Origin of the sequence: Bosea beijingensis (assembly GCF_030758975.1) — a bacterium.
Taxonomy (GTDB): domain Bacteria; phylum Pseudomonadota; class Alphaproteobacteria; order Rhizobiales; family Beijerinckiaceae; genus Allobosea; species Allobosea beijingensis.
Genome location: NZ_CP132359.1, coordinates 2,990,599 through 3,013,187 on the forward strand (window position 1 = coordinate 2,990,599; position 22,589 = coordinate 3,013,187).

General features: G+C 67.1%; 18 protein-coding genes. 6 read left to right on the forward strand and 12 right to left on the reverse strand.

Annotated elements, in window-relative coordinates; genetic code table 11:
* Positions 1 to 97 precede the first annotated feature (97 nt).
* The 4 genes from Q9235_RS14350 to Q9235_RS14365 all read right to left on the reverse strand — a co-directional run bounded on the left by Q9235_RS14350 (position 98) and on the right by Q9235_RS14365 (position 4,735).
* Positions 98 to 1,111, reverse strand: a complete 1,014-nt coding sequence (locus Q9235_RS14350; protein WP_306222450.1) for an extracellular solute-binding protein — start codon at positions 1,109 to 1,111, stop codon at positions 98 to 100.
* Between the two features lie 65 nt (positions 1,112 to 1,176).
* A complete protein-coding gene (locus Q9235_RS14355) occupies positions 1,177 to 2,817 on the reverse strand; it encodes an ABC transporter permease (RefSeq protein ID WP_306222451.1) in 1,641 nt (546 codons plus the stop codon).
* Positions 2,814 to 3,872 (reverse strand): ABC transporter ATP-binding protein, encoded by a 1,059-nt coding sequence (locus tag Q9235_RS14360; protein ID WP_306222452.1) that lies wholly within the window; start codon positions 3,870 to 3,872, stop codon positions 2,814 to 2,816. Before Q9235_RS14360 ends, Q9235_RS14355 begins: the two co-directional genes overlap by 4 nt.
* A 68-nt stretch (positions 3,873 to 3,940) precedes the next feature.
* Positions 3,941 to 4,735, reverse strand: coding sequence for an inositol monophosphatase family protein (locus Q9235_RS14365; RefSeq protein ID WP_306222453.1), 795 nt, complete (start codon positions 4,733 to 4,735; stop codon positions 3,941 to 3,943).
* A gap of 141 nt (positions 4,736 to 4,876) precedes the next feature.
* On the opposite strand from Q9235_RS14365, the gene Q9235_RS14370 reads away from it, so the two are divergent.
* Positions 4,877 to 5,653, forward strand: coding sequence for a DeoR/GlpR family DNA-binding transcription regulator (locus Q9235_RS14370; RefSeq protein WP_306222454.1), 777 nt, complete (start codon positions 4,877 to 4,879; stop codon positions 5,651 to 5,653).
* A gap of 51 nt (positions 5,654 to 5,704) precedes the next feature.
* Here Q9235_RS14370 and Q9235_RS14375 read toward each other — a convergent pair whose 3' ends face one another.
* The 6 genes from Q9235_RS14375 to Q9235_RS14400 form a co-directional block, all read right to left on the reverse strand.
* Positions 5,705 to 6,706, reverse strand: a complete 1,002-nt coding sequence (locus Q9235_RS14375; protein ID WP_306222455.1) for a 4-hydroxyproline epimerase — start codon at positions 6,704 to 6,706, stop codon at positions 5,705 to 5,707.
* Positions 6,707 to 6,716: 10 nt separating this feature from the next.
* Complete coding sequence (locus Q9235_RS14380; protein WP_306222456.1) at positions 6,717 to 7,958, reverse strand: NAD(P)/FAD-dependent oxidoreductase; 1,242 nt, start codon at positions 7,956 to 7,958, stop codon at positions 6,717 to 6,719.
* A 121-nt stretch (positions 7,959 to 8,079) separates the two neighbouring features.
* Positions 8,080 to 9,039, reverse strand: coding sequence for a dihydrodipicolinate synthase family protein (locus Q9235_RS14385; RefSeq protein ID WP_306222457.1), 960 nt, complete (start codon positions 9,037 to 9,039; stop codon positions 8,080 to 8,082).
* 158 nt (positions 9,040 to 9,197) lie between these two features.
* Positions 9,198 to 9,908 carry a GntR family transcriptional regulator gene (locus tag Q9235_RS14390; protein WP_306222458.1) on the reverse strand — a complete coding sequence of 237 codons (711 nt, stop codon included), beginning with the start codon at positions 9,906 to 9,908 and terminating at the stop codon, positions 9,198 to 9,200.
* A 410-nt stretch (positions 9,909 to 10,318) separates the two neighbouring features.
* Entirely contained in the window at positions 10,319 to 11,500 is a 1,182-nt protein-coding gene (locus Q9235_RS14395; RefSeq protein ID WP_306222459.1) for an OmpA family protein, read from the reverse strand.
* A gap of 48 nt (positions 11,501 to 11,548) precedes the next feature.
* Positions 11,549 to 12,988, reverse strand: coding sequence for a caspase family protein (locus Q9235_RS14400; protein ID WP_306222460.1), 1,440 nt, complete (start codon positions 12,986 to 12,988; stop codon positions 11,549 to 11,551).
* 169 nt (positions 12,989 to 13,157) lie between these two features.
* Between Q9235_RS14400 and Q9235_RS14405 the strand changes: the two genes are divergently transcribed.
* From Q9235_RS14405 to Q9235_RS14420, 4 genes are all read left to right on the forward strand, one after another.
* Entirely contained in the window at positions 13,158 to 14,417 is a 1,260-nt protein-coding gene (locus Q9235_RS14405; protein WP_306222461.1) for a DUF4399 domain-containing protein, read from the forward strand.
* Entirely contained in the window at positions 14,414 to 14,860 is a 447-nt protein-coding gene (locus tag Q9235_RS14410; RefSeq protein ID WP_306222462.1) for a DUF4399 domain-containing protein, read from the forward strand. Before Q9235_RS14405 ends, Q9235_RS14410 begins: the two co-directional genes overlap by 4 nt.
* 22 nt (positions 14,861 to 14,882) lie before the next feature.
* A complete protein-coding gene (locus tag Q9235_RS14415) occupies positions 14,883 to 16,583 on the forward strand; it encodes an SUMF1/EgtB/PvdO family nonheme iron enzyme (protein WP_306222463.1) in 1,701 nt (566 codons plus the stop codon).
* A gap of 112 nt (positions 16,584 to 16,695) precedes the next feature.
* A complete protein-coding gene (locus Q9235_RS14420) occupies positions 16,696 to 17,445 on the forward strand; it encodes an SDR family NAD(P)-dependent oxidoreductase (protein WP_306222464.1) in 750 nt (249 codons plus the stop codon).
* Between the two features lie 51 nt (positions 17,446 to 17,496).
* On the opposite strand, the gene Q9235_RS14425 is transcribed toward Q9235_RS14420, so the two are convergent.
* Entirely contained in the window at positions 17,497 to 18,696 is a 1,200-nt protein-coding gene (locus Q9235_RS14425; RefSeq protein WP_306222465.1) for a pyridoxal-phosphate-dependent aminotransferase family protein, read from the reverse strand.
* A gap of 209 nt (positions 18,697 to 18,905) precedes the next feature.
* Here Q9235_RS14425 and Q9235_RS14430 point away from each other — a divergent pair, with 209 nt between their 5' ends.
* Positions 18,906 to 21,824, forward strand: coding sequence for an FAD-binding and (Fe-S)-binding domain-containing protein (locus tag Q9235_RS14430; protein WP_306222466.1), 2,919 nt, complete (start codon positions 18,906 to 18,908; stop codon positions 21,822 to 21,824).
* Here Q9235_RS14430 and Q9235_RS14435 read toward each other — a convergent pair.
* Entirely contained in the window at positions 21,814 to 22,560 is a 747-nt protein-coding gene (locus tag Q9235_RS14435) for a sulfite exporter TauE/SafE family protein (protein WP_306222467.1), read from the reverse strand. The two genes, Q9235_RS14430 and Q9235_RS14435, sit on opposite strands and share 11 nt — an antisense overlap.
* Positions 22,561 to 22,589: the final 29 nt, after the last annotated feature.

The window sequence follows — 22,589 nt, forward strand, 5'->3', positions numbered from 1 at the left end:
TGGTTGCTTCGCATCCTCCAACGCAATCAGGCGCCTAGAGGCGCCTGAGAACTGCTTGGGGACGGGCCTGCTCCGGCCGGCCGAAACGGCAGCCCGCCTACTTCGTCGACGTGCCGTAGGACTGCCAGCGCTTGAGGAATTCGTCGCGCTTGGCGGCGGCTTCCTCCTCGTCGATGGCGAAGACCTTGACGCTTTCCATGGCCGGCAGTTCGACATGCTTGGAGACGTCGATATCGCTGCGGCTCGGGCGGCGGAACGCGTTCTCCAGCAGAGCGATCTGGGCTTCCTTCGACAGCATCAGATCATAGGCCGCCTTGGCGGCGGCGCCGGCCGGGGCGCCCTTGACCAACACCTGGAATTCCGGCGTCAAGAACGTGCCCTCGGCCGGATAGAGCAGCGAGATCTCGCGCTGGCCGCCCGCGACATAGGCATAGGCGTTCGACTCGAAGGTGAGGCCCATGGCGTATTCGCCCTGGCCGACGGCGCGCAGAACCGTCGAGGCGGCGCTGGAGACGGTCAGGTTCGCGGCGAGCGCCTTGAGGCCGTCAGGGCCCATCAGCTTGTCGACGCCCCAGAGGATGGTGAAGGCGGTCGAGCTGTTGGCGGGGTCGGCGATGATGATCTTGCCCTTGAAGGCGGGGTCGACCAGGTCCTTCCAGGTCTTCGGCGCCGGCTTCCCGCCGAGCTGGTTCTTGTTGATCATCGCCACGACGAGATGGACGTTCGAGGCTGTCCAGAGGTTCTCCGGATGGCGCAGCGCCGCCGGAATGGCCGAGGCGTCCGGGGAGGCATAGGGCTCGAAGAGCTGCTTGAAGGCGCCGAGCGTGTTGGCGCTGGAGCTCCAGAAGATGTCGGCCTGCGGCTTGGCGGCCTCGGCCTCGATGCGGCGCAGCAGCTGGCCCGAGCCGCCGGTGATCGTGCTGATCTTCAGGTTGGGCTGCTTCTCCTTGGCAACGCCGAGTACGGCATCGACGGATTGCGCGTTGTTGGAGGTGTAGACCACGACGGTGCCCGAGGCGCTCTGCGCGAAGGCGGGCGCGGCGGCCATGCCGGCGAGGCCGGCGAGCATGGTGCGGCGGTCGATCAGGTGGTTCATGGTCGTTCCTTTCATTCCGCCTTCCCCTCTGGGCGCGGGCGGCAGGCGGCGCCGGCCCGGCCTTGTCTGGTTCGGTTCGTTCAGCTCTTCGACGAAAAAAGGTCGATCTTGAAGACGCGGGTCGCGACGATGATCGGGATCAGGATCACGGCGACCAGCACGAGGCCATAGGCCGAGGCCGGGGCCATCAGATTGGAGTCGATCAGCTTGTAGATCTGGATCGGCATGGTCTCGCGGCCGCCGGAATAGACGATGATCGAAGCCGAAAGCTCGGCGACCGTGGTCGTCCAGGTCAGCACGGCCGCGGCGGCGACGGCCGGCAGCATCAAGGGCAGAACGACCTTGAAGAAGGTCGAGACCGGCGGCACGCCGAGGCTGATCGAGGCCTCCTCGATCGAGTTCGGGATGTTGTAGAGCGTCGAGGACGCGTTGCGGATGCCGAAGGGCAGGCGGCGCACGATATAGGCGAGCACGATGATGCTGGCCGTGCCGGTGAGCGGCAGGAAGCCGGTGTTGAACGACATGATCAGGCCGATGCCGATGATCGTGCCGGACAAGGCCAGCGGCAGCGCCGTCAGGTAGTCGAGCGCAGGAGTGAGGATGTTGCGCTTCTTGACGATCAGGTAGCTGACGATGGCCGAGAAGGTAATGCCGATCGCGGTCGCGACGGCCGAATAGAGCAGTGTGTTGATCACCGGATCGGGTGCGATCTTCACAAGCCGCTCGACATGGGCCGTCGTCCATTCGCCCCAGCGCATCACCGGGCCGCGCGAGACGGTGAAGGCGCCGATCACGATCGAGCCCAGCGGCAGCAGCGAGACGATGACGAGGAGCCCGGCGGCGAGCCCGATGACGAGGCCGGGCAGGCCGCGCAGCTTCTCAGGCCGCGCGCCGCGCCCTTGGGTGACCTCGTGGCGGCCGCGCGAGACGATCCAGCGCTGGACGAAGAGCACGATCATGACAAGCGCGATCGAGACGGTGGCGAGCGTCGACTGCATCACCGGATCGGAGCCGCCCTCGGCGACGGCGGCCTGATAGGTCAGGACCGAGAGCAGCGGCACGCGGCTGCCGAGGATGGTGGCGGTCGCGAAATTGCCGACGACCAGCGTGAAGACCAAGAGGGCACTCGCCAGAATCGAAGGAAGCACCACCGGCAGCATCACGTTGAGGCGCGAGCGGGCAGGCGCGGTGCCGAGGCTCTGTGCGGCCTCCTCGAGCTGGACGTCGAAGCCGCGGATGGCGGCGAGCGTGCCGATATAGATGTAGGTGTAATAGGTGAAGGTCATCACCGTGATCAGGCCGGGCCAGCCATAGAAGCTCGGCATGTCGATGCCTCGCGCGCCTAACCAGCGGGTGATGAAGCCGTTATTGCCGAGCATCATCAGCCAGGTCTGGGCTGCGATGACCTCGGGGATGACGAGCGTTACCAGCGGCAGCACCGCGACGATGCCCTTGCCGGGAAAGTCGAAGCGCGCGGTGAAATAGGCGAGCGGCACGCCGATCAGCGTTGTGGTCAGCGTCACTGCGATGCCGAGTACGATGGTGTTGACGATGGCCGCGAAATATTTGGGATCGCCGGCCAGGGTCACCCAGCCGTTGCGGCCTCCGCTGCCGATCGAGCCGGTCAGGACGTTCAGCAGCGGATAGAGCAGGAAGACGGCCAGGATCGCCAGCGCCAGCGCGGAGAACCAGAACCAGATCGAGCTGAACTGGCGGGTCATGACGCGAGCACCAGCGTGCGGGCGGGGTCGAAGCCGAGGCCCACAGTCGCGCCGGGCTCGAAACGGTCATGCGCGCCGCTCTGCAGGTCGACCGCGAGCATGCGGCCGCTATCGAGCGCGACCTTGTAGCTGGTCTTGCCGCCGAGATACTGGCGATGCGCGATCCGGCCGGGCAGCGTGCCGGCCATGCCGGGCTCAGCCAGCAGGATATCCTCGGGGCGGGCGACCAGCGTCGCTTTGCCAGCCGCGATGGCGGCGGGCGCGCGGGCCGTGATCGCGGCGCCGTCAAGCGCGATGGTCGCGGTCTCGCCGGCGTGCCGGGCAGCGGTCTCGATTGCGATGATGTTGGCGCCGCCGACGAAATCGGCGACATAGCCGGTGCGCGGCTCGCGATAGATCTGAGCGGGGGTGCCCACCTGCTCGAGCCGGCCCTGGTTCATCACGCCGATCCGGTCGGACATGGCGAGCGCCTCTTCCCGGTCATGCGTGACGAAGACCGTGGTGATCTTTGCCTCGCGCTGGAGCTCGACGATGGTCTCGCGCACCTGCAGTCGGAGCTTGGCGTCGAGATTGGAGAGCGGCTCGTCCATCAGCAGCACCTTCGGCTGGATGACGAGGGCGCGGGCGAGCGCGACGCGCTGGCGCTGGCCGCCGGAGAGGGCGGCCGGATGACGGCCGCCGAGATGGCCGAGGCCGACGCGTTCCAGCGCCGCCTGAACCTTGGGCTTGATCGCGCTTTCAGCCAGCTTGCGGGCGCGCAGGCCATAGGCGACGTTGTCGAAGACGGTCTTGTCGGGAAAGAGCGCGTAGTCCTGGAAGCACATGCCGATATCGCGCTTGTGCGGCGGCAGATGCGTGACCTCGGTGCCGCCGAAGCGCATACGCCCCCGCTCGGCCGGGACGAAGCCGGCAATGGTGCGCAGGAGCGTGGTCTTGCCGCAGCCGGACGGGCCGAGCAGCGTGAAGAACGTGCCTGGCTCGATCGTCAGCGCGAGCCCGTCGATGACGCGCTGGCCGCCATAGGAGACGGCCAGATCCTCGATCGCGATACCCATGGCATTCCCCTCTCAACTGAAGCTCCGGCGGATCGGCGCCGTCTCGGAGCGGGTGTTCTGTAGTCGGCTTAGCGGTTCATGGCGGTCTCGACCAGCCGCAGCATCTCGCGGTGGCGGGCCGGGTCGCCGGCCGCCATTATGCGCTTGCCCGTGTCGCGAGTGATCGGCTGCCCTTCCCAATCAGTGATGACGCCGCCGGCGCCTTCGATGATCGGGCGGAAAGGCGCGAAATCCCACAGCTTCAGTCGCGTGTCGAAGGCTGCATCGGTGCGTCCACTCGCGAGCAGGCCAAAGCTCATGCAGGCGCCGCCCCAGATGCGCCACGCGGTCGCGGCGCGCATGGCGTCGAGCGCCGGGGTCTCTTCCGCGTCGAAGAAATCGGGATTGCTGGCCGAGAGAATGGCTTCCACGAGCGCGCCACAGACGCGGGTGCGGCAGGGACGGCCGTTATGCGTGGTCGGGCGGCCCTTGACCCCGATCCAGCGATCGCCGGTGACCGGGTGGTCGATGATCCCCAGGATCGGCTCGCCTTCCTTCATCAGGGCGATCAGGGAGCCGTAGACCGGCAGGCCAGCAATGAAGGCGGCGGTGCCGTCGATGGGATCGAGTACCCAGACCAGATCGGCGTCGCCATCGGAGGGAGCCTCCTCCTCGCCGATGATACCGTGGCTGGGAAAGCGGTCGGCGAGCATCTCGCGCATGCGCCGCTCGATGCGGGCATCGAGCGCGGTGACGAAGCTCTTATCCGGTTTGACCTCGACATCGGGGCGGGCAGTCGCGCCCTCGCGCAGGATCGTGCCGCTCTCTGCGGCAAGGCGGAGGGCGAAAGCCAGCCATTCGTTCTGATCGTTCCCGGCGCGCATTCGCCATCCCCGCTTACTCTGGAAGGTGGCTTAGCAGCTGTGGATATATGTGGCAATGTGTATTTATGTGCAGTTCGTCAAGGCTCTGGTTGTGCGCCGCCGCGCGCGATGCCATGAGCGTTACGGAGGAGGCGATGGCAGATGTGGCAAGGCGATCGAAAGCAGCGCATCGGCGCGCTTCTCGAGACATTCGGCAGCGTGTCGGTCGAGCGGCTGGCGCAGGAGTTCGATGTTTCGCACGAGTCGATCCGCCGCGATCTCGTCGCCCTAGAGCGGGACGGCCGATTGAGGCGCGTCCACGGTGGTGCGGTCAGCCTGCCTGCGGAGCAGGACGCTTCCTACGGTGCCCGTTCCACGGTCCGGCTGCAGGAAAAGCGCGCGATCGCGCTGGCCGCGCTGACGCTGATCAAAAGCGGCCAGACGCTGTTCCTCGATGGGGGAACCACGACGGCGGCTCTGGCCGAGGAATTGAAGAGCGTCCCCGAGCTCAACATTCTCACGAATTCGCTCCAGGTCGCGACGAGCATGGCCTCGACCCAGCACAGGACAGGCAGCCGCGTCTTCCTGCTCGGCGGCGCCATCGTGCATGAGCCGCCGGAGACCGGCGGCGCGTCGACGATCAACGACATCTATCGCTTCAAGGCAGACCTGGCGCTGCTGTCGCCCTTCGGCGTGGACGTGGATGGCGCGGCGACCAATTTCTTCGAGCATACCGCTGAGATCGCCCGGGCGATGGTCGCCAATTCGGCGAGCGTCATCCTGATCGCCGACCACTCCAAGATCGGCGTCACGAGCCGCGTCCGCTTCTGCGAGCTGGACCGGGTGTCGGCCATCGTGACCGACAAGAAGGCGCGGAGATTGCCGGCGCTCGCCGCGCTGTCGAATGTCGTCGGGCGCGTCATCGTCGCCGATGGCTAGAGCATTCGACCGAAAGGCGCTCCGCTGAGCGGAGCGGGCAGCCGAGGTCCCTTACACCACGACGAAGCCGTGGGCGAAGGGGTCGCGGTCGTCGATGAAGATGGTGTTGTAGCCGGTCATCCGCGCCCAGCCGGCGATGGAAGGGATGATCGCAGGGCGATTGGCGACGGTGACGGCGGCCTCGACGCGGCCCTTGAACAGCGAGCCGATGATCGATTCATGCACGAACTCGTCGCCGACCGCGAGCTTCCCCTTGGCGGCGAGCTGGGCCATGCGGGCGGAGGTGCCGGTGCCGCAGGGCGAGCGGTCGATTGCCTTGTCGCCGTAGAACACGGCGTTGCGGGCATGGGCCTCCGGCTTCGTCGCCTTGCCGGTCCACTGGATATGGCTGAGCCCCTGGATCTCGGGGTGCTCGGGATGGACGAACTCGTATTTCTTGTTCAGTGCGGCGCGCAGCTTCGGCGACCAGCCGATCAGTTCGCCGGCAGTGTGGTCGGCCATATCCCGAAAATTCTTCTGCGGCTCGACGATGGCATAGAAGTTGCCGCCATAGGCGACGTCGACGACGATCTCGCCGAGGCCTTCGACCTCCGCCGTCAAGCCTTCCGCATAGAGGAAGCCCGGCACGTTGGTCAGGCGGACCTCCTCGACGAAGCGGCCTTCCTGGCGATAGCTGATATCGACCTTGCCGGCGGGCGCTTCGATCGAGAGCTTGCCCGGCTCGCGCGGGGTGATCAGCCCGTTCTCGATACCCATGGTGATGGTGCCGATGGTGCCGTGGCCGCACATCGGCAGGCAGCCCGAGGTTTCGATGAAGAGCACGGCGACGTCGCAATCGGGGCGGGTCGGCGGATAGAGGATCGAGCCCGACATCATGTCGTGCCCGCGCGGCTCGAACATCAGGCCGGTGCGGATCCAGTCGAACTCGCGCAGGAAATGCGCGCGCTTCTCCAGCATGTTGGCGCCTTCGAGCCGCGGGCCTCCGCCGGAGACGAGGCGCACCGGATTGCCGCAGGTGTGGCCGTCGATGCAGGAGAAGGTGTGGCTGGCCATGGTCCGACTCTCAGAAGCGCTGCGGTGAGAAGGAAGCGATGTCGATGACTGGGGACTGATCGGTCAAGAGGTCGGCGACCAGCCGGGCAGTGCCGGCCGATTGCGTCAGGCCGAGATGGCCATGGCCGAAAGCATATACGACGCGCGGCGTCGCGCGCGCCCGGCCGATCGCCGGCAGGCTGTCGGGGAGAGAGGGGCGAAAACCCATCCATTGCACGCCGTTATCGGGCTTGAGCCCGGGCAGGAAGGCGCGGGCCTTGGCCAGCATCGCCTCCGAGCGGCGGAAATTCGGGGCTAAGTCGAGCCCGCCGAGCTCGACGGCGCCACCGACGCGGATGCCGATCGAGAGCCGGCTGACGACGAAGCCATGGCCGCCGAAGGTGACCTGCGTGCGCAGATCGAAGGCATCAGGCGGCAGCGTGGTGTTGTAGCCGCGTTCGGTTTCGAGCGGGATGCGCTCACCCAAGCTGCGGGCAATACGGTGGGAGAAGGCGCCGGCCGCCAGCACGACCTGCGCCGCCTGCCGCTTCTGGCCGCCACGGGCATGGATCGCAATGCCGCCGTCGACAGGCGCGAGGCCTTCGACCTCCAGCCGTTCGATCGTGCCGCCGCGGGCGCGGAATTGATCGGCAAGCGCGACCGTGTAGCCTTGGGGATCGGCGATCGAGTACCAGCCGGGGGTGAAGGTACCGTGGGTGAAGCGCTGCGCGAGACCGGGCTGGATCTCGGCCATGCCGGCGGCGTCGAGATGGCGGAATGCGATGCCGTGCTCCGCGCGGGCCTGCCAGCCGGGCAGGGAGGCCTTCAGCTCGGCCTCGCTCTCATACACCTGGAGATTGCCGTCCTTGCGCAGCATGGCGAAGGTGCCGGTTTCGTGCAGGAAGGGTTCCAGCTCCGCCTTGGACAGGTCCATCAGCGCCGTCTGTGCCGCGGTGGAATGCGCGACGCGGGCGGGCGAGCAGGCGCGCCAGAAGCGGAACATCCAGGGCACGATCCGGAGCGCATAGGCCGGCGGCACCGAAAGCGGCCCAAGCGGGTCGAGCAGCCATTTCGGCGCCTTGCGCAGGATACCGGGCGAGGCGAGCGGCAGGATGTCGGTGAAGGCGAAGGCGCCGGCATTGCCGGCGGAGGCGCCCGCCGCTGGCCCGGCCCTGTCCAGCACAACGACGGACAGGCCGCGCCCCTGCGCCGCGATCGCGGTGGAGAGGCCGACCACGCCGGCGCCTATGACGATGACATCGGGATTGGCCATCAGCGGGTGCGTTTCGCGAATGCGTATTGCGGTTCCGGCCCGTGCCGATGACCGGCCGGGGATGTCAGCATGGAGCTTGCTCCCGCGCGACGGAAGGGCTTCCGCCGCGCGGGGTGCATGATCAGGCCGCCTGCTTGCGGACGACGTTCGTCTTGGACCAGTCGGCATACCAGGCATCGAACAGCTTGAGCTGGGCCTCGGCATAGCCGCGCTGGCTGTCGCTCAGCGCATCGGTCTCGTTGAAGTGCAGCGCGTATTCCGCGTCGCCCTTCAGCACCATCATGTGCTTGAAGTACAGGACGAGGTCCGGGCCCGCATCGAAGGAGGAGAGCACGGCCAGCGCCTGCTCCAGTTCCTGAGCCTGGCGGCGGGCCGTGGCGTCGCCGGCGGCCGCGGCCACCGAGAGGTGGCAGAGATGGAGCACTTCCTTCGGCAGGACGTTGCCGATGCCGGTGATCGCGCCGGTCGCGCCGCAATTGACGTAGCCATGGACGACGGTGGTGTCGATGCCGATCATCAGCGAGACGGCGTCATCGCGGCTGGTGATGTTCTCGGCCGCATAGCGCATGTCGTCGGCGCCGCCGAATTCCTTGAAGCCGACAAGGTTCGGATGCTCGGCGCGCAGCGCGAAGAACAGCTCGGCGCGGGTGGCGAAGCCGTAATAGGGGCTGTTGTAGATCACCGCCGGCAGGCCAGGCGCGGCGGTCAGGATCGCCTTGAAATGCGCCTTCTGGGCGGCGATGACCGAACCGCGCGAGAGGACGCGCGGGATCACCATCAGGCCCTTGGCGCCGACCTTCTGGGCATGGGCGGCGTGCGCCACGGCGGAGGCGGTGTTGACCGCGCCGGTGCCGACGATGACCGGGATGCCGGCCTTCACCAGGCGCTCGACGCCTTCCATGCGCTGGGCATCGCTCAGAAGCGGCCAGTCACCCATCGAGCCGCAATAGACCACTGCGGACATGCCGGCGGCGATCAGTTCCTTGCCCTTGCGCACCAGCCCGTCGAAGTCGGGCGTGCGGTCGGCGTTGCAAGGGGTCATCAGCGCGGGGATCACGCCGGAGAAAATCTGGGCCTTCATCTCGCTCTCCTTCTGGCTGTCGTTCCTGCGGAGACCTCGCCGCCAGAGCCGATCGGATCGCGTTACCATCCGATCGGACGTGCTCTAGCGTCGCGCCCCTTCCTAGTGTCTTATAGTCATTTGCATATTATTTGTCGACAAGAATTACGCAGCAAAGTTCAAAGTGAGATGTCCAGTCGCTCTTCCCCGATCATAAGCTTTTGAATCTGCTGGACGATCTGTTCGGCATGCGCCTTGCCGAGACGGTCGGACAGCGCGATGTCGCGGGCCACGATCGCGGCGATCATCGCCTCGTGCTCGTCGACGAACTGCTGCGGCAGCCGGTCGTCGTAGGACTGGTAATAGAGGCGCAGGAAGCGCCGGCCCTCGTCGAGGAGGCGGCTGAACAGGCCGTTGAAATACGGGTTGCGCCCGGCCTCCGCGATCGCGGCGTGGAAGGCGGCGTTGGTCGCGATCATCGCCAGGGCATCCTGCGCCTTCACCGCGGCGGCGAATTCCGCCTGCCGGGCGCGGATCGCCTCGAGGTCTTCCGGGCGGCGGTTCTGGGCGGCGAGCTGTGTCGTCACCCGGTACATCAGCGTCAGCGCGTCGAAGAACGGCGACATGTTGAGGAAGTCGAGATTGGCCACCATCGTCGAGCGGTTCGGCAGCGTGTCGATCAGGCCCTCGCCTGCCAGCCGCACCAGCGCTTCGCGGATCGGAGTGCGCGACATGCTGAAGCGCTCTGCGAGCTGGACTTCGTCGATCGGGCTCCCCGGCGGCAGGACGAGATCGAGGATTTCGTCACGCAGCAGATCGTAGACGAATTTCACGCCCGAGCCGCGCTTTCGCTCCGGAACGGCGGCGGCCTTGGTCTTGGTGGCTTTCATCGGGAATCCTCTTGTCGACAAGAGGAATACGGGCGGCGCGACGCTGGATCAATCGGTTATCGGGACGGCGGTGACGATCTTCGCCCGTTCGCCTTCGACCGGGAGGATTGCAGCGAGGCCATCGACCGGAATGCAAGGCTTCGTGGCTCGACCGCGAGCACAGGTTGGTGGGGTGTAGGCGCCGGCATGCGGCCGGAAGCCATTGCAGCGCAGGACAACGATCTTCAGATTGATTCCGCTGCTGTGTCGCGTGACCTGCGATCACTCGCGTCGCCAACGACATCATCGCACGCATTCGGATGGGCGAGTTTGGTACGGACTCGCATCTGGCGACGGAAGCGCTGTCCAAGCGCTTCGAGGTCTCGCGTTCGCCGGTCAGCCGCTGATCCCGCATGTCCTCGGCGGGCTTCTCAGCAGCCGATCACCTTGAACTCGACGCGGCGGTCGAGCGCGTCGCTGGCGTCGTCCTTGCCGGTTCCGACGAGGTTCTCGCGGAAGCCGCGGCCGCTGGCGATCATGCGGCCGCGATTGTCGGGGGCGCCGGTCAGCAGCAGGTCCATGACGAATTGCGCCCGCAGGGCGGAAAGCCGGTCGTTCACCTGCGGCAGGCCGGTATGCGAGGTGTGGCCGACGATCTCCAGGCAGGCGCCCTTCTGGCGCGAGCGTGTCGCGATCTGGCTCAGCCACATCGGATAGGGATCGGTGATCTGGCGGTCGTCGACGAATTGCGTCGTGCCGGGCTTGAACAGCAATTTCACCATCAGGCGGTCGGACGCGAGGCCGTAATCGATCAGGTCGCCGAAGGCGTCGACCATGTCCTCGCGCCGCGCGAGCTTGCTGGCGGCGAGATAGGTGCCGATCCTGACGCGGTGCTGCTCGCCGCCCGGCAGCTTGCGCGCCGTCCGGTAGAAGGCGAGCGCTTCGCGGAAATGCTGGGTCTCATAGGCGAGGATGCCGTCATTGATCAGCGCATTGGCGGTGAGCTTCTCGATATAGACGGGGTCGATCGGGTCGCCGAGCTTCGTGCCCTGGCAGACCTTGATATAGGACTCCGTCGCCTGATCCTTCGCCCAGAGCGGCGAGTCCCGGTAATAGGGCGTGGGCGTCGTGTCGACGCCTTCGATGCGGGCGCGCGAGACACCCTTGGAGACGACGCTGTTGGACTTGAGGTCGGCCAGGGTCAGGCAGATCCGGTAGGCGTCCCGCGGGCCGTCGGCCGCGCCCTGGTTGTTAACGGCGGTGAAGGTGCCGACCAGCACCACCGGCTTGCTCGCGAGCGCCTCGCTGTCGAAAGGCAGGACGTTGAAGCGCGGGTAGTTCGTGCGGACGAGCTCCATCAATGTCGCCTGCATCGAGCGCGTCGCGGTCGACTGCGCGCCCGAGGCGGCATCGATCAGGGGGTCGATGACCAGCTCGACCTTGTCCCCGGACACCGACGCCTTGCTGAAGAGGTCGTCGGCAGCCTTGCGCAGTGCTTCGGCAAAGGGAATGGGGGTCGGTGGAGGCGGCGCGGTCTGCGCGCCGGCCGAGGTGGCGCTCGCCAACAGGGCGAGGCCGATCATCGCGATCTTGAAGCGGACCAGGCCCGTCATGCCTCACCTCTCCAGCTTTTGCCGGGGCTCCCGGCTACGGCGTTTGCATCAGCGGCATTGCCGCAATTGTTCCCGCCCTGCCGGCGTCAGCTCGCCGAGCTGCGCTCGCATCAGCAGTTCGGCGCATTCGCCGGAGGCACGGCCTCGCGGCGCGGCTTCCGGCGGACGCGCGGCGGTGCCCGGCAGCGCGACGGGCTGCGTCGAGCGATTGGGCATCGCAGGGGCGCCGAGCCGCGCCGCCATGGCCTGCTCGACGTTCCGGCGCTCCTCGGCCAGGCGCTGCTTTTCCGTCTCGATCGCGGCAAGCTCGGATTCCCGCCGGGCGAGCTCGTCGGCGAGACGGGCCCGCTCGGCCTTGTCCTGCGCGCGCGGCGGAGTGGGGGCGGGGGCGACCGTGACAGGAGCCGAGCCCGGAGCCGGCACGGGGGGCGGGACGCCTACGGCATCGCCGATATCCTTGCGGGCGAGATTGTCGGCAGCCTGCCGTCTGCCCTGTTCCGCCCGTTCGAGACGCTGGAGCAGGGCGCGCTCGCGCTCGGCGAATTCGCGCACCAGCTTGTCGCGCTCGCTCGAGACCGATGAGCGGCGTTCGAGCAGGTCGAGCCGCGTGCGCGCGTCGATGACGAAGAAGCTCTGCGGATAGCGCTGGATGAAGGTCTGGAGTGCCGTGGCGTCGTCGCTGGCGCGGATGCGGCGCCAGACATCGGCGTCGGTCTCCTCGCGGTTGAGGTAGAAATCGCCGAGCAGGGAGAGCGAGAGCTCCGGCGTCTGCTTGCCGGCGGTGGTATCGTAGACGCTCTTCTGCACGCGGCGGAACAGTGCGGCGACTTCGAGGCCGGGCTGGTCGATCTCGCGCACCAGGGCCGCGGTGAAGGGGCTGTTGCGGCCGGCGCCGTCTGCTGCGACGTCGTTCGCCTGCGTGGCATAGGCGATGACCATGCCTTGCGCGCGCTGGACCGGAGCAAGGCCCGAGCCTACCGAGAAGCCGCGGGTCGCCTGCCGCTTGGCGAGCAAGCCGACGAAGGGGTTGTTGCGGCAAGCGTCGAGCACCATGATCTTGACGCCCCGGGCGTAGTTCAGGGCGTTGACGACGTCGTTGAGCCGGGTCGTCTCGTACTGGACGCCGACCTCGTCCTCGACCTTCGCCTCTACGGGTACGAGATAGTTCTCGCCGTTGAACTGGAAGCCGTGGCCGGCGTAATAGAACATCGCGGCATCCGCATCCTGCGCCAGCCGGGCGAAACGTGTGAGCGCTGAATCCATGCCGCGCTTGTCGAGATCGATGCCGTCGACGACCTCGAAGCCGACCTTGCGCAGAGCGGCTACCATGTCGCGCGCGTCGTTCACGGTGTTGGGCAGCACGGGGGCGTTGCGGTAACTGGAATTGCCGATGACCAGCGCGACGCGGCGCTCAGGCGGCGTCTCGGCCAGGGCGAGGCCTGACAGCAGCAGGAGGAACAGGCCGCAGAGTCGCGCGACGAGGGTCATGAGTCACGTTCCTAAAGGCTGCCGGCAGCCTCTACGTCATGCTAATGCATGACCCCGACCATCTCCAGAACAAAGCATAGTCCTCACCGAAACGGTATGGCGTTTTGCTTGAAGGCGCCAGGCGGCGCTGGTAGCCTCCATCCCATCTTCGCGTGAAAGGAAGACGCTGATGCTTCGCATTGCGCCGGCGCTTCTCCTGTTGGGTCTGGCCTTGGGGATCTCGTTGGCCGACGCCTCCGCGCAGGAGCGCGCCCGGCAGCGCAGCCCGGCCCCCGCAACGGCCCGTCTTTCCTTCATCGGCCTCGCCGACAAGGCGCAGGTTCCCGCCAAGCTCACGGTGCGTTTCGCGATCTCCGGCATGGAGGTCGTGCCCGCCGGCCAGGTCGCGCGCAATGGCGGGCATCACCACCTGCTGATCGACACCGAACTGCCGCCGCTCGACCAGCCGATTCCCAGCGATTTCAACCATATCCATTTCGGCGGGGGCCAGACCGAGGCCGAGATCGCGCTGGCGCCGGGCAAGCACACGCTGCAACTGCTCTTCGCCGACCACAACCATGTGCCACATGACCCGCCGATCGTGTCCGAGCGCATCACGGTCGAGGTACCGGCGACACCGGCCGAAAAGCCGCGCTCGGCCGCGGCGCCCGGCGCGCGCGTCTTCTTCACGGATCTGCAGGATGGCGCGACCATCCCCAGCCGCGCGAAGATCCGCTTCGGGACGGAGGGTATCACGGTGACGCCGGCCGGGACGGTGAGCCAGAATGGCGGCCACCATCATCTGCTCGTCGATACCGAGCTGCCGGCGCTCGACCGCGAGATCCCCAGCGACTTCAACCACCTGCATTTCGGGCGCGGCCAGACCGAGGTCGAGCTCTCGCTGCCGCCCGGCGAGCACACGCTGCAATTGCTGTTGGGCGATCACGAGCATGTCCCGCACGATCCGCCTGTGGTCTCGCCGCGTATCCGGGTTCGGGTGGTCGGCGAGGCGCAGGCCTCGGTTGCAGCGCCTCCACCGCCAAATGCTTATGGCGCCGGCCGCGCGCGCACGGCGTCGCCCAATGATGCGGCGGTCTATTTCGTCTATCCGCGGGACGGAGACCGGATCTACCCGACATCGACGATCCGCTTCGGCCTGCGCAACATGGGCGTGGCGCCGGCCGGCGTCGCCAAGCCGAATACCGGCCATCACCACCTGCTGGTCGACACCGAGCCGCCAGCCTTCGGCGAGCCGATTCCGGCCGATCTCAATCATATCCATCTCGGCGGCGGCCAGACCGAATTAAAGCTGACATTGCCGAACGGGCGGCACACGCTGCAGCTCCTTCTCGCGGACGAGAACCATGTGCCGCATGATCCGCCGGTGATCTCGGAGCGCATCACGGTGATCGTGGCGCCGGGCGGGCCGAATGCGAGGAGGCGCCGGTGATATCGCGAGCGCGCATCGCAGCAGCCGGCCTTTTCGCACTGGCGATCTGGCATGCTGCCCTTCCGGAAGCCGCGGCGCAGACGCCGACGCGTCAGCCGGCTCCGCCGGGGGCACAGGTCTATTTCCACTATCCGATCGATGGCCTGAGCGTGCCCGAACGCTTCACCGTGCGCATCGGCCTGCGCGGCATGGGCGTCGCGCCGGCCGGCATCAACCATGCGCGGACCGGCCACCATCACCTGCTGATCGACACCGATCCAGGCCCGCCCGACCAGCCGATTCCCTCCGACTACAACAACATCCATCTCGGCAATGGCCAGACCGAGGTGGTTGTGACGCTGCCCAAGGGCCGGCACACGCTGCAATTGCTGCTCGGCGACCACACTCATACGCCGCATAATCCGCCCGTGATGTCGCCGAAGATCACGGTCAATGTCCGCTAACTGGAGAGGCTTCCGTCCGTCGATGACCTGGCTGCGCGTCCTGATCGCTCTGGTCCTGCTGCCGCTGCTGGCTGTCTCCGGCCGGGCCCAGCAGCCGGGCGAGGCTGCGCGGATCGCCCTCGTCATCGCCAACGAGACCTATCCGGAGGCGGCGATCGCAGGCGCCGCTCAGCAAGGGCGTGCTGTTGCCGAGACCTTGACTGCTGGCGGTTTCGATGTCGTCGCCGTCGAGAATGCCGACCGCAATGCGCTGCGTCAGGCGATCGCGGGCTTCGCCAGCAAGCTCAGACGTGGCGCGCAGGTCGTGGTGTTCTACAGCGGCCACACCATGCAGCAGCGCAACCGCAATTTCCTGCTGCCGGTGCAGAACGGAGCCGAAGGAGCCGTCGATCTCGACGAGATCGTCGATCCCCTGATCATCGCAAGGCCAGCAAGCGCCCTGATCTTCCTCGATGCCGGCCGCGACAATCCCTGGCAAGAGAAGGTGAAAGGGCTGCTGCCGCTAGAACCGATGGAAGGCATTTCCGTGTTGTTCCCGACGGCTCCCGGGAAGGCGCTGCCGAATGGCCCCGATCGTGCCGGCGAGGCTTGGCTCAAGGCGATCCGGACGCCGGGGCTGGAGATGGCGCAGGCGCTGAAGCAGGTGCGCGACACGGTCTCGCGCGAGAGCCGGCGCAGCCGGCAGGTCTGGCTTTCGGCGGAGCCGCCCAAGGGGCTCGTCGTCACGCCTGTCGCCCGGCCGGTTGCCGTCGCGCAAACCAGCCGCGCCGTCATTCCGCCGCCGCAGACGCCCGGCGCGACCCAGGATGCCGCTTACGATCTCGCTTTCTGGGAATCGATCCGCAACAGCCGGAGCGCAGCAGAGTACCGCGCCTATCTCGATGCCTATCCAAACGGGCGCTTTGCCTCGCTCGCCCGCACGCGTGAGCAGGAGTATCGTGCGAGCCCAGCGGTCCCCGCTCCCACTGCTGTTGCGGTCGCGACTCCACCAGCAGCGGCCCAGCCGGTCGCCGGCGCGCCGCAGCGCGACTGCACCGGCTGCCCCGAACTGGTCGCGATCCCCGCCGGCAATTTCCAGATGGGCTCGAACGATCTCTACGAGTTTGAGAAGCCGGTCCACCCGGTGAGCGTCCGCGGCTTCTATCTCGGCGCGCGCGAGGTGACCTTCGAGGAATGGGATCTCTGCATCGACCAGGGCGGGTGCAATCACCGGCCCGACGATCGCGGGCTCGGCCGCGGAAAGCGGCCGGTCACCGACATCCACTGGAACGATGCCAATGCCTATCTCGCCTGGCTCTCGGCCAAATCCGGCAAAGCCTATCGCCTGCCGACCGAAAGCGAATGGGAATATGCCGCCCGCGCCGGGACCACGACGACCTATCCCTGGGGCCAGACCCTGGTGAAGGAGCGGGCCAATTGCCTCGGCTGCAACGACCAGAAGCGCGGCAGCGCCGTCGCGGCCGGACAGTTCCCGGCCAATGCCTTCGGGCTCTACGACATGGCCGGCAATGCGGCCGAATGGGTCGCCGATTGCTGGAGCGAGAATTATCGCAGCGCGCCCCGCGACGGCAGCGCCTATACGGTCGGTGGCTGCCGCGAGCGTGTGCTGCGCGGCGGCTCGTTCAACAACGATCCGCGCTATCTGCGCTCGGCTGCGCGCTTCAAATACGAGGCCGATGTGCGCTTCTACACCAACGGATTCCGCGTCGCGCGCGATCGCTAGAGCGGCGGTTCCTCCCAAAACCGCAAGGCCGGCATGCGCGCCGGCTGCCTTGAAGCCAGCCCCTTCCCCCCGGCAATAAGGACCGGGAATCAATCAGGAAGGGGAGGCCCGCATGGCCAAGGAATTCACCGGCAAGCGCGTGATCGTGATGGGTGGCAGCCGTGGCATCGGCCGCTCGATCGCGCTCGGCTTCGCCGCGGGCGGGGCGGCGGTCTCGATCTGCGCGCGCAGCGCCGGGCCGCTGGAGGCGACGCGCAAGGAGATCGAGGCACTCGGTGTCACAGCCCACGCGGGAACTGTCGATCTCGCCGATGCCGGCCAGATCGAGGCTTATGTGCCGGAGGCCGTGAAGGCGCTGGGCGGTCTCGACATCCTCGTCAACAACGCCTCCGGCTTCGGCCAGACCGACGACGAGGACGGTTGGGCCGCCTCGCTCAGCGTCGACATGATGGCGGTGGTGCGCGGCAGCCATGCGGCGATCCCGCATCTCCAGCCGGGCTCGTCTATCGTCAATATCTCGTCGATCTCGGCTTTGCGGGCGTCCTCGCGCTCGGCGCCCTATGGCGCGATCAAGGCGGCGGTGATGCACTATACCGGCAGCCAGGCGAAGATGCTGGCGCGCAAGGGCATCCGGGTGAACTGCGTCGCGCCGGGCTCGATCGAGTTCCCCGGCGGCTCCTGGGAGAACCGGAAGACTTCCAACCCCGAGCTCTACAACGCGACGCTGGCATCGATCGCTTTCGGGCGCATGGGCAAGCCCGAAGAGGTCGCCGAGGTCGTCCTCTTCCTGGCCTCGGCCAAGGCGAGCTGGGTCACCGGCCAGAGCATCGTCGTCGATGGCGGCCAGCTCGTCGGGCCGTAAGCCTGATGAGAACTGCCGGGCCTCGGCTGCAGTAGCCCAGGTATCGGCGGCCTACGCAGCGTTGGCCTGGTCTTTGCCCTCGAAGCTCGCCATCGCGGCGGCGACGCCGCCGCTGCGATGCGGCACGCCGGCCGCCGACAGGCCGAGCTCGACGCCGGAGAGCGCGCCGAGCAGGCTGAGCTCGTTGCACTCGCCGAGATGGCCGATGCGGAAGACCTTGCCGGCGACCTTGCCGAGGCCCGAGCCGAGCGAGATGTTGTAGTTCTCCAGCGCGACCTTGCGGAAGCGGTCGGCATCATGGCTCGGCGGCATCAGCACGGCGGTGAGGACCGGCGAATGCTCGGCCGGGTTCTGGCAGAGCACCTCGAGCCCCCACGCCTTGACCGCGGCGCGGCAGGCTGCCGCGAGGCGCTGATGCCGGGAGAAGACGTTGGCGAGCCCTTCCTCCTGCAGCATCGCGAGCGCTTCCTTGAGCCCGTAGAGCAGGTTCGTCGCGGGCGTGTAGGGGAAGAAGCCGTTGGCGTTGATCTTCACCATTTCCTGCCAGTCCCAATAGGAGCGCGGCAGTGTGTTGGTCTTTGATGCCGCGAGCGCCTTCTCCGAGATCGCGTTGAAGCCGAGGCCGGGCGGCAGCATCAGCCCCTTCTGCGAGCCGGAGACGGTGACGTCGACCTGCCATTCGTCGTGGCGATAGTCGACCGAGGCGAGCGAGGAGATGGTGTCGACCATGAACAGGGCCGGGTGACCGGCGGCGTCGATCGCCTTGCGGATCTCTGCGATGCGGCTGGTCGCGCCGGTCGAGGTCTCGTTATGGACGACCATGACGGCCTTGATCCGGCGGGCCTTGTCCTCGGCGAGCCTCGCCTCTATCGCGGCGGGGTCGGCGCCATGGCGCCAGTCGCCGGGGATGAACTCGACCTCGATGCCGAAGCGCGTGGCGATCTGCTTCCAGAGCGTGGCGAAATGGCCGGTCTCGGCCATCAGGACAGTGTCTCCGGGGGAGAGCGTGTTGACGATCGCAGCCTCCCAGGCGCCCGTGCCGGAAGAGGGATAGATCACGACCGGCTGCTTCGTCTGGAAGACCGCCTTGCTGCCTTCCAGAACGTGCCTGCCGAGCGCGGCGAATTCGGCGCTGCGGTGGTCGATGATCGGCATCGCGATCGCACGCAGGATGCGGTCCGGGATCGGGCTCGGGCCGGGAATGTGCAGAAAGTGACGACCCTGCATGGTGTTGTTACCCTCGTTCGGCATTCGGCCTGCGGCAAGCGACGCGCTGTTGCTGGCTTCATCTTGCCTTCGCTTTTTTGAAGATCAAACCCCGCAAGCCTCCCCGGTCGTGCCGGGGTGCCATGCGTGAACGGTCACGTGGGGCCCCTTGTCGAGCCGGCCTTCATCCTGCTCTTCTGGGAGCGGTGGACGCCCTGATCGCGGGCGTCATCCAAAATGGCAGAGGCTGCGGAATGAACCAGACGGCGCTTTCCCGTTCGCATAGCCGCAATCTCGGCTTCGAGCGCCGGCTGGCCCAGGCGCTGGAAGGCGAGGTCCGCTTCGATGCCTTCACCCGCGGCCGCTACGCCACCGACGCCTCGATCTACCAGATCCTGCCGCAGGGCGTGGCCTTTCCGAAGAGCGAGGCCGATATCGGGGCGGCGCTGACGATCGCGGCCGAGCATGGCGTGCCGGTGATCGCGCGCGGCGGCGGCACCTCGCAGAACGGCCAGCCGATCGGCGACGGGCTGGTGCTCGACCTGAGCCGGCATTTCAACGCGATCCGCGATTACGACCCGCAAGCACGTACCGTCTCGGTCGCGCCCGGCCTCGTGCTGGAGGCGCTGAACACGCGGCTCAGGAAGGACGGGCTGTTCTTTCCCGTGGAGCCTTCGACGGCGAGCCGTTGCACGATCGGCGGCATGGCAGGCAATAATTCGTCGGGCGCGCGCTCGCTGCGCTACGGCAAGATGGTCGACAATGTCCTCGCCCTGAAGGCGATGTTCCATGATGGCGAGCCCTTCGCGCTGGGCGAAGGCGCCGTCAGCGACAATGCCTCGCCGCGCACCCGCGACCTGATGACCAAAATGATGGCGCTGGCGGATGAGCATCGCGCGGCGATCGAGGCGATCTTCCCGAAGGTGCAGCGGCGCGTCGGCGGCTACAATCTCGACGAGCTGATCGTGCCGCGGCCGAACCTGTCGCATCTCCTCGTCGGCTCGGAAGGCACGCTCGCGATCACCACGGAAGCGACGCTGAAGCTGTCGCCGCTGCCGCAGCATCGCGTCATGGGAGTCTGTCATTTCCCCAATTTCCGCGCCGCGATGGAGACGACGCAACATATCGTTGCGCTCGGCCCGGTCGCGGTCGAGCTCGTCGACAACAACGTGCTGGTCCTCGGCGCCGATATCCCGCTCTTCGTGCGCACGCTCGCCGACATCACCAGGGGCCAGCCGAACTGCCTGCTGCTGGTCGAGTTCGCCGGCGATGATCTGGCCGATCTCAAGCGCGACCTGAAGCGGCTCGACCAGTGCATGGCCGATTTCGGCTTCCCCGAGGCGGTGGTCGAGGTGATCGAGCCCGCCCGGCAGAAGCCGGTCTGGGACGTGCGCGAAGCCTGTCTCAACATCATGATGTCGATGAAAGGCGACGGGAAGCCGGTCTCCTTCATCGAGGATTGCGCGGTGCCGCTGGAGCATCTCGCCGACTATACCGACGCGGTGACGGCGGTGTTCGAGAAACACGGCACGCGCGGCACCTGGTATGCGCATGCCTCGGTCGGCTGCCTGCATGTGCGTCCGATCCTGAACATGAAGACGGAAGCCGGCGTGAAGGCGATGCGCGGCATTGCCGAGGAGGCCAGCGAACTCGTCCGCCGCTTCAAGGGCTCGTTCTCGGGCGAGCACGGCGACGGCATCTCGCGCTCGGATTTCGTCGAGCCGATGTTCGGGGGACCGCTTACCCGCGCCTTCGAGGCAGTGAAGGACGGGTTCGACCCCGACAACAGGCTCAATCCCGGCAAGATCGTCCGTTCCTACCATATGGACGACCGCGACTTGATGCGCTTCGCGCCGGGCTATGCCACGCCGGTTCCCGCACACACCGTGCTCGACTGGTCCGATTGGGGCGGCTTCGGCGGCGCGGTCGAGATGTGCAACAACAATGGCACCTGCCGGAAGATGGCGGGCGGGACGATGTGTCCATCCTGGCGTGCGACGCAAGACGAGCAACATGTGACGCGCGGCCGGGCCAATACGCTCCGGCTGGCGATCTCCGGACAGCTCGGCCCCGATGCCTTCACCGCGCCGGAGATGAAGGAGACGCTTGATCTCTGCGTCTCCTGCAAGGGCTGCAAGCGCGACTGCCCGACCGGCGTCGACATGGCCCGGATGAAGGTCGAGTTCCTGCATCATTACCATGCGAAGCACGGCTTGCCGCTGAAGGAGCGTCTGATCGCCTTTCTGCCGCGCTATGCGCCCTTCGCCGCGAAGCTCGCGCCGCTGATGAACCTGCGTGACCGGATTCCGCTGCTGGCGAAGCTCAGCGAGCACTGGCTCGGCTTCTCGGCCCGGCGCTCGCTTCCGGTCTGGCGCAAGCCCTGGCGCGAGGCGGCTGCCCCTGCCGACGCTTCTGCGGTCAAAGGCGACGGCCGCGACATCGTGCTCTTCGGCGACACGTTCAACCGCTATTTCGAGCGCGAGAATCTAGAAGCGGCCGAACGCGTTCTGGAGGCTGGCGGCTATCGCCTGCACCGTGTTGCAGCGAAGGACGGAGGTCGGCCGCTATGCTGCGGACGCACCTTCCTCTCGGCCGGACTGGTCGATGAGGCGCGGGCCGAGGCGCGGCGGACGGTCGATGCGCTGGCGCCCTTCGTGGCGAAGGGTGCGCGAATCGTCGGGCTCGAACCTTCCTGCCTGATGAGTTTTCGCGATGAGTTCGCGGCGCTGCTGCCCAAGGCTGAGGTCGAGCCCCTGGCGAAATCGGCGCTGCTGATCGAGGAATTGCTGGCAGGCGACATGGAGGCGGGCAGAACGACGCTCCCGCTTGGCGATCAGGGCGGCCGCGTCGCGCATCTGCACGGACATTGCCACCAGAAGGCGTTCGACGCGATGGGGGCGGTGGAGAAGACGCTGCGGGCGGTGCCGGGCCTGGAGGTCAAGCCGATCGAGTCGAGCTGCTGCGGCATGTCCGGCGCCTTCGGCTATGGCGCCAGGACGATCGACGTTTCGCTGGCGATGGGCGAGCTCTCGCTCTTGCCCGCGGTGCGCAAGGCCGGTGCCGACGATTTCGTGGTCGCCGATGGCACGAGCTGCCGCCACCAGATCCATGATGGCGCGCAGCGCGAGGCCGTGCATGTCGTGCGGGTGCTGGATTGGGCGCTCAGGCCATGAAGAAGGCTGCCGCCATCCCGAGCCCGATCAATGTGATGAAGATGCGCAGTGCGCGCATGTTGGTGATGCGCCGCGCCAGATGCGCCCCGACGAAGCCGCCGAGCGCACAGGACACGCCGAGCACGAGCGCAGAGCGCCAGTCGATCAGCCCGGCGACGGAATAGGTCGCGACGGAAACCGCCGAGAGAACCGCCGACATCAGGCTCTTCAGCCCATTCATCTCGTGCAGGTTGGTCAGCCCGACGAAGCCGAAGGCCGCGAGCAGCATGATGCCGAGGCCGCCATTGAAATAGCCGCCATAGATCGAGACGGCCAGCAACAGCAGCAGGGCCGGCAGCTTCGGCAGCCCGCCACCATTGCGCAGCACGCGGCTTACGAGGGCCGGGCCGGCGGCGAAGATCAGGGTCGCACCGAGCAGCAGCCAGGGCACCAGCGCCGAGAAGGTCTCCTTCGACGTGACCAGCAGCAGGAGCGCGCCGAGCAGCCCGCCCAGCGCGGCCATCGCGATCGTCCAGGCTAGGCTGATCGGCCCGCTGGCGCGGATATCCTTCCGGAAGCCCCAGGCGCCGCCGATATAGCCGGGGAGCGCGGCAAGCGTCGCCGTGGCATTCGCCATGATCGGCGGCACCCCGATCCAGACCAGAGCGGGAAACGAGATGAACGTCCCGCCGCCGGCGACGGAGTTCAACGCGCCGGCAAGCAGGCCAGCGACGACAAGAACGATGCTCGATTCCATGGGGCCTCCCCGCTCGCGCCTGGATTGCC

Coding starts and splice junctions, on each gene's coding strand:
- Q9235_RS14350 (WP_306222450.1), bottom strand. CDS start 1,111: ATGAAAGGAACGACCATGAACCACCTGATCGACCGCCGCACCATGCTC.
- Q9235_RS14355 (WP_306222451.1), bottom strand. CDS start 2,817: ATGACCCGCCAGTTCAGCTCGATCTGGTTCTGGTTCTCCGCGCTGGCG.
- Q9235_RS14360 (WP_306222452.1), bottom strand. CDS start 3,872: ATGGGTATCGCGATCGAGGATCTGGCCGTCTCCTATGGCGGCCAGCGC.
- Q9235_RS14365 (WP_306222453.1), bottom strand. CDS start 4,735: ATGCGCGCCGGGAACGATCAGAACGAATGGCTGGCTTTCGCCCTCCGC.
- Q9235_RS14370 (WP_306222454.1), top strand. CDS start 4,877: ATGTGGCAAGGCGATCGAAAGCAGCGCATCGGCGCGCTTCTCGAGACA.
- Q9235_RS14375 (WP_306222455.1), bottom strand. CDS start 6,706: ATGGCCAGCCACACCTTCTCCTGCATCGACGGCCACACCTGCGGCAAT.
- Q9235_RS14380 (WP_306222456.1), bottom strand. CDS start 7,958: ATGGCCAATCCCGATGTCATCGTCATAGGCGCCGGCGTGGTCGGCCTC.
- Q9235_RS14385 (WP_306222457.1), bottom strand. CDS start 9,039: ATGAAGGCCCAGATTTTCTCCGGCGTGATCCCCGCGCTGATGACCCCT.
- Q9235_RS14390 (WP_306222458.1), bottom strand. CDS start 9,908: ATGAAAGCCACCAAGACCAAGGCCGCCGCCGTTCCGGAGCGAAAGCGC.
- Q9235_RS14395 (WP_306222459.1), bottom strand. CDS start 11,500: ATGACGGGCCTGGTCCGCTTCAAGATCGCGATGATCGGCCTCGCCCTG.
- Q9235_RS14400 (WP_306222460.1), bottom strand. CDS start 12,988: ATGACCCTCGTCGCGCGACTCTGCGGCCTGTTCCTCCTGCTGCTGTCA.
- Q9235_RS14405 (WP_306222461.1), top strand. CDS start 13,158: ATGCTTCGCATTGCGCCGGCGCTTCTCCTGTTGGGTCTGGCCTTGGGG.
- Q9235_RS14415 (WP_306222463.1), top strand. CDS start 14,883: ATGACCTGGCTGCGCGTCCTGATCGCTCTGGTCCTGCTGCCGCTGCTG.
- Q9235_RS14420 (WP_306222464.1), top strand. CDS start 16,696: ATGGCCAAGGAATTCACCGGCAAGCGCGTGATCGTGATGGGTGGCAGC.
- Q9235_RS14425 (WP_306222465.1), bottom strand. CDS start 18,696: ATGCCGAACGAGGGTAACAACACCATGCAGGGTCGTCACTTTCTGCAC.
- Q9235_RS14430 (WP_306222466.1), top strand. CDS start 18,906: ATGAACCAGACGGCGCTTTCCCGTTCGCATAGCCGCAATCTCGGCTTC.
- Q9235_RS14435 (WP_306222467.1), bottom strand. CDS start 22,560: ATGGAATCGAGCATCGTTCTTGTCGTCGCTGGCCTGCTTGCCGGCGCG.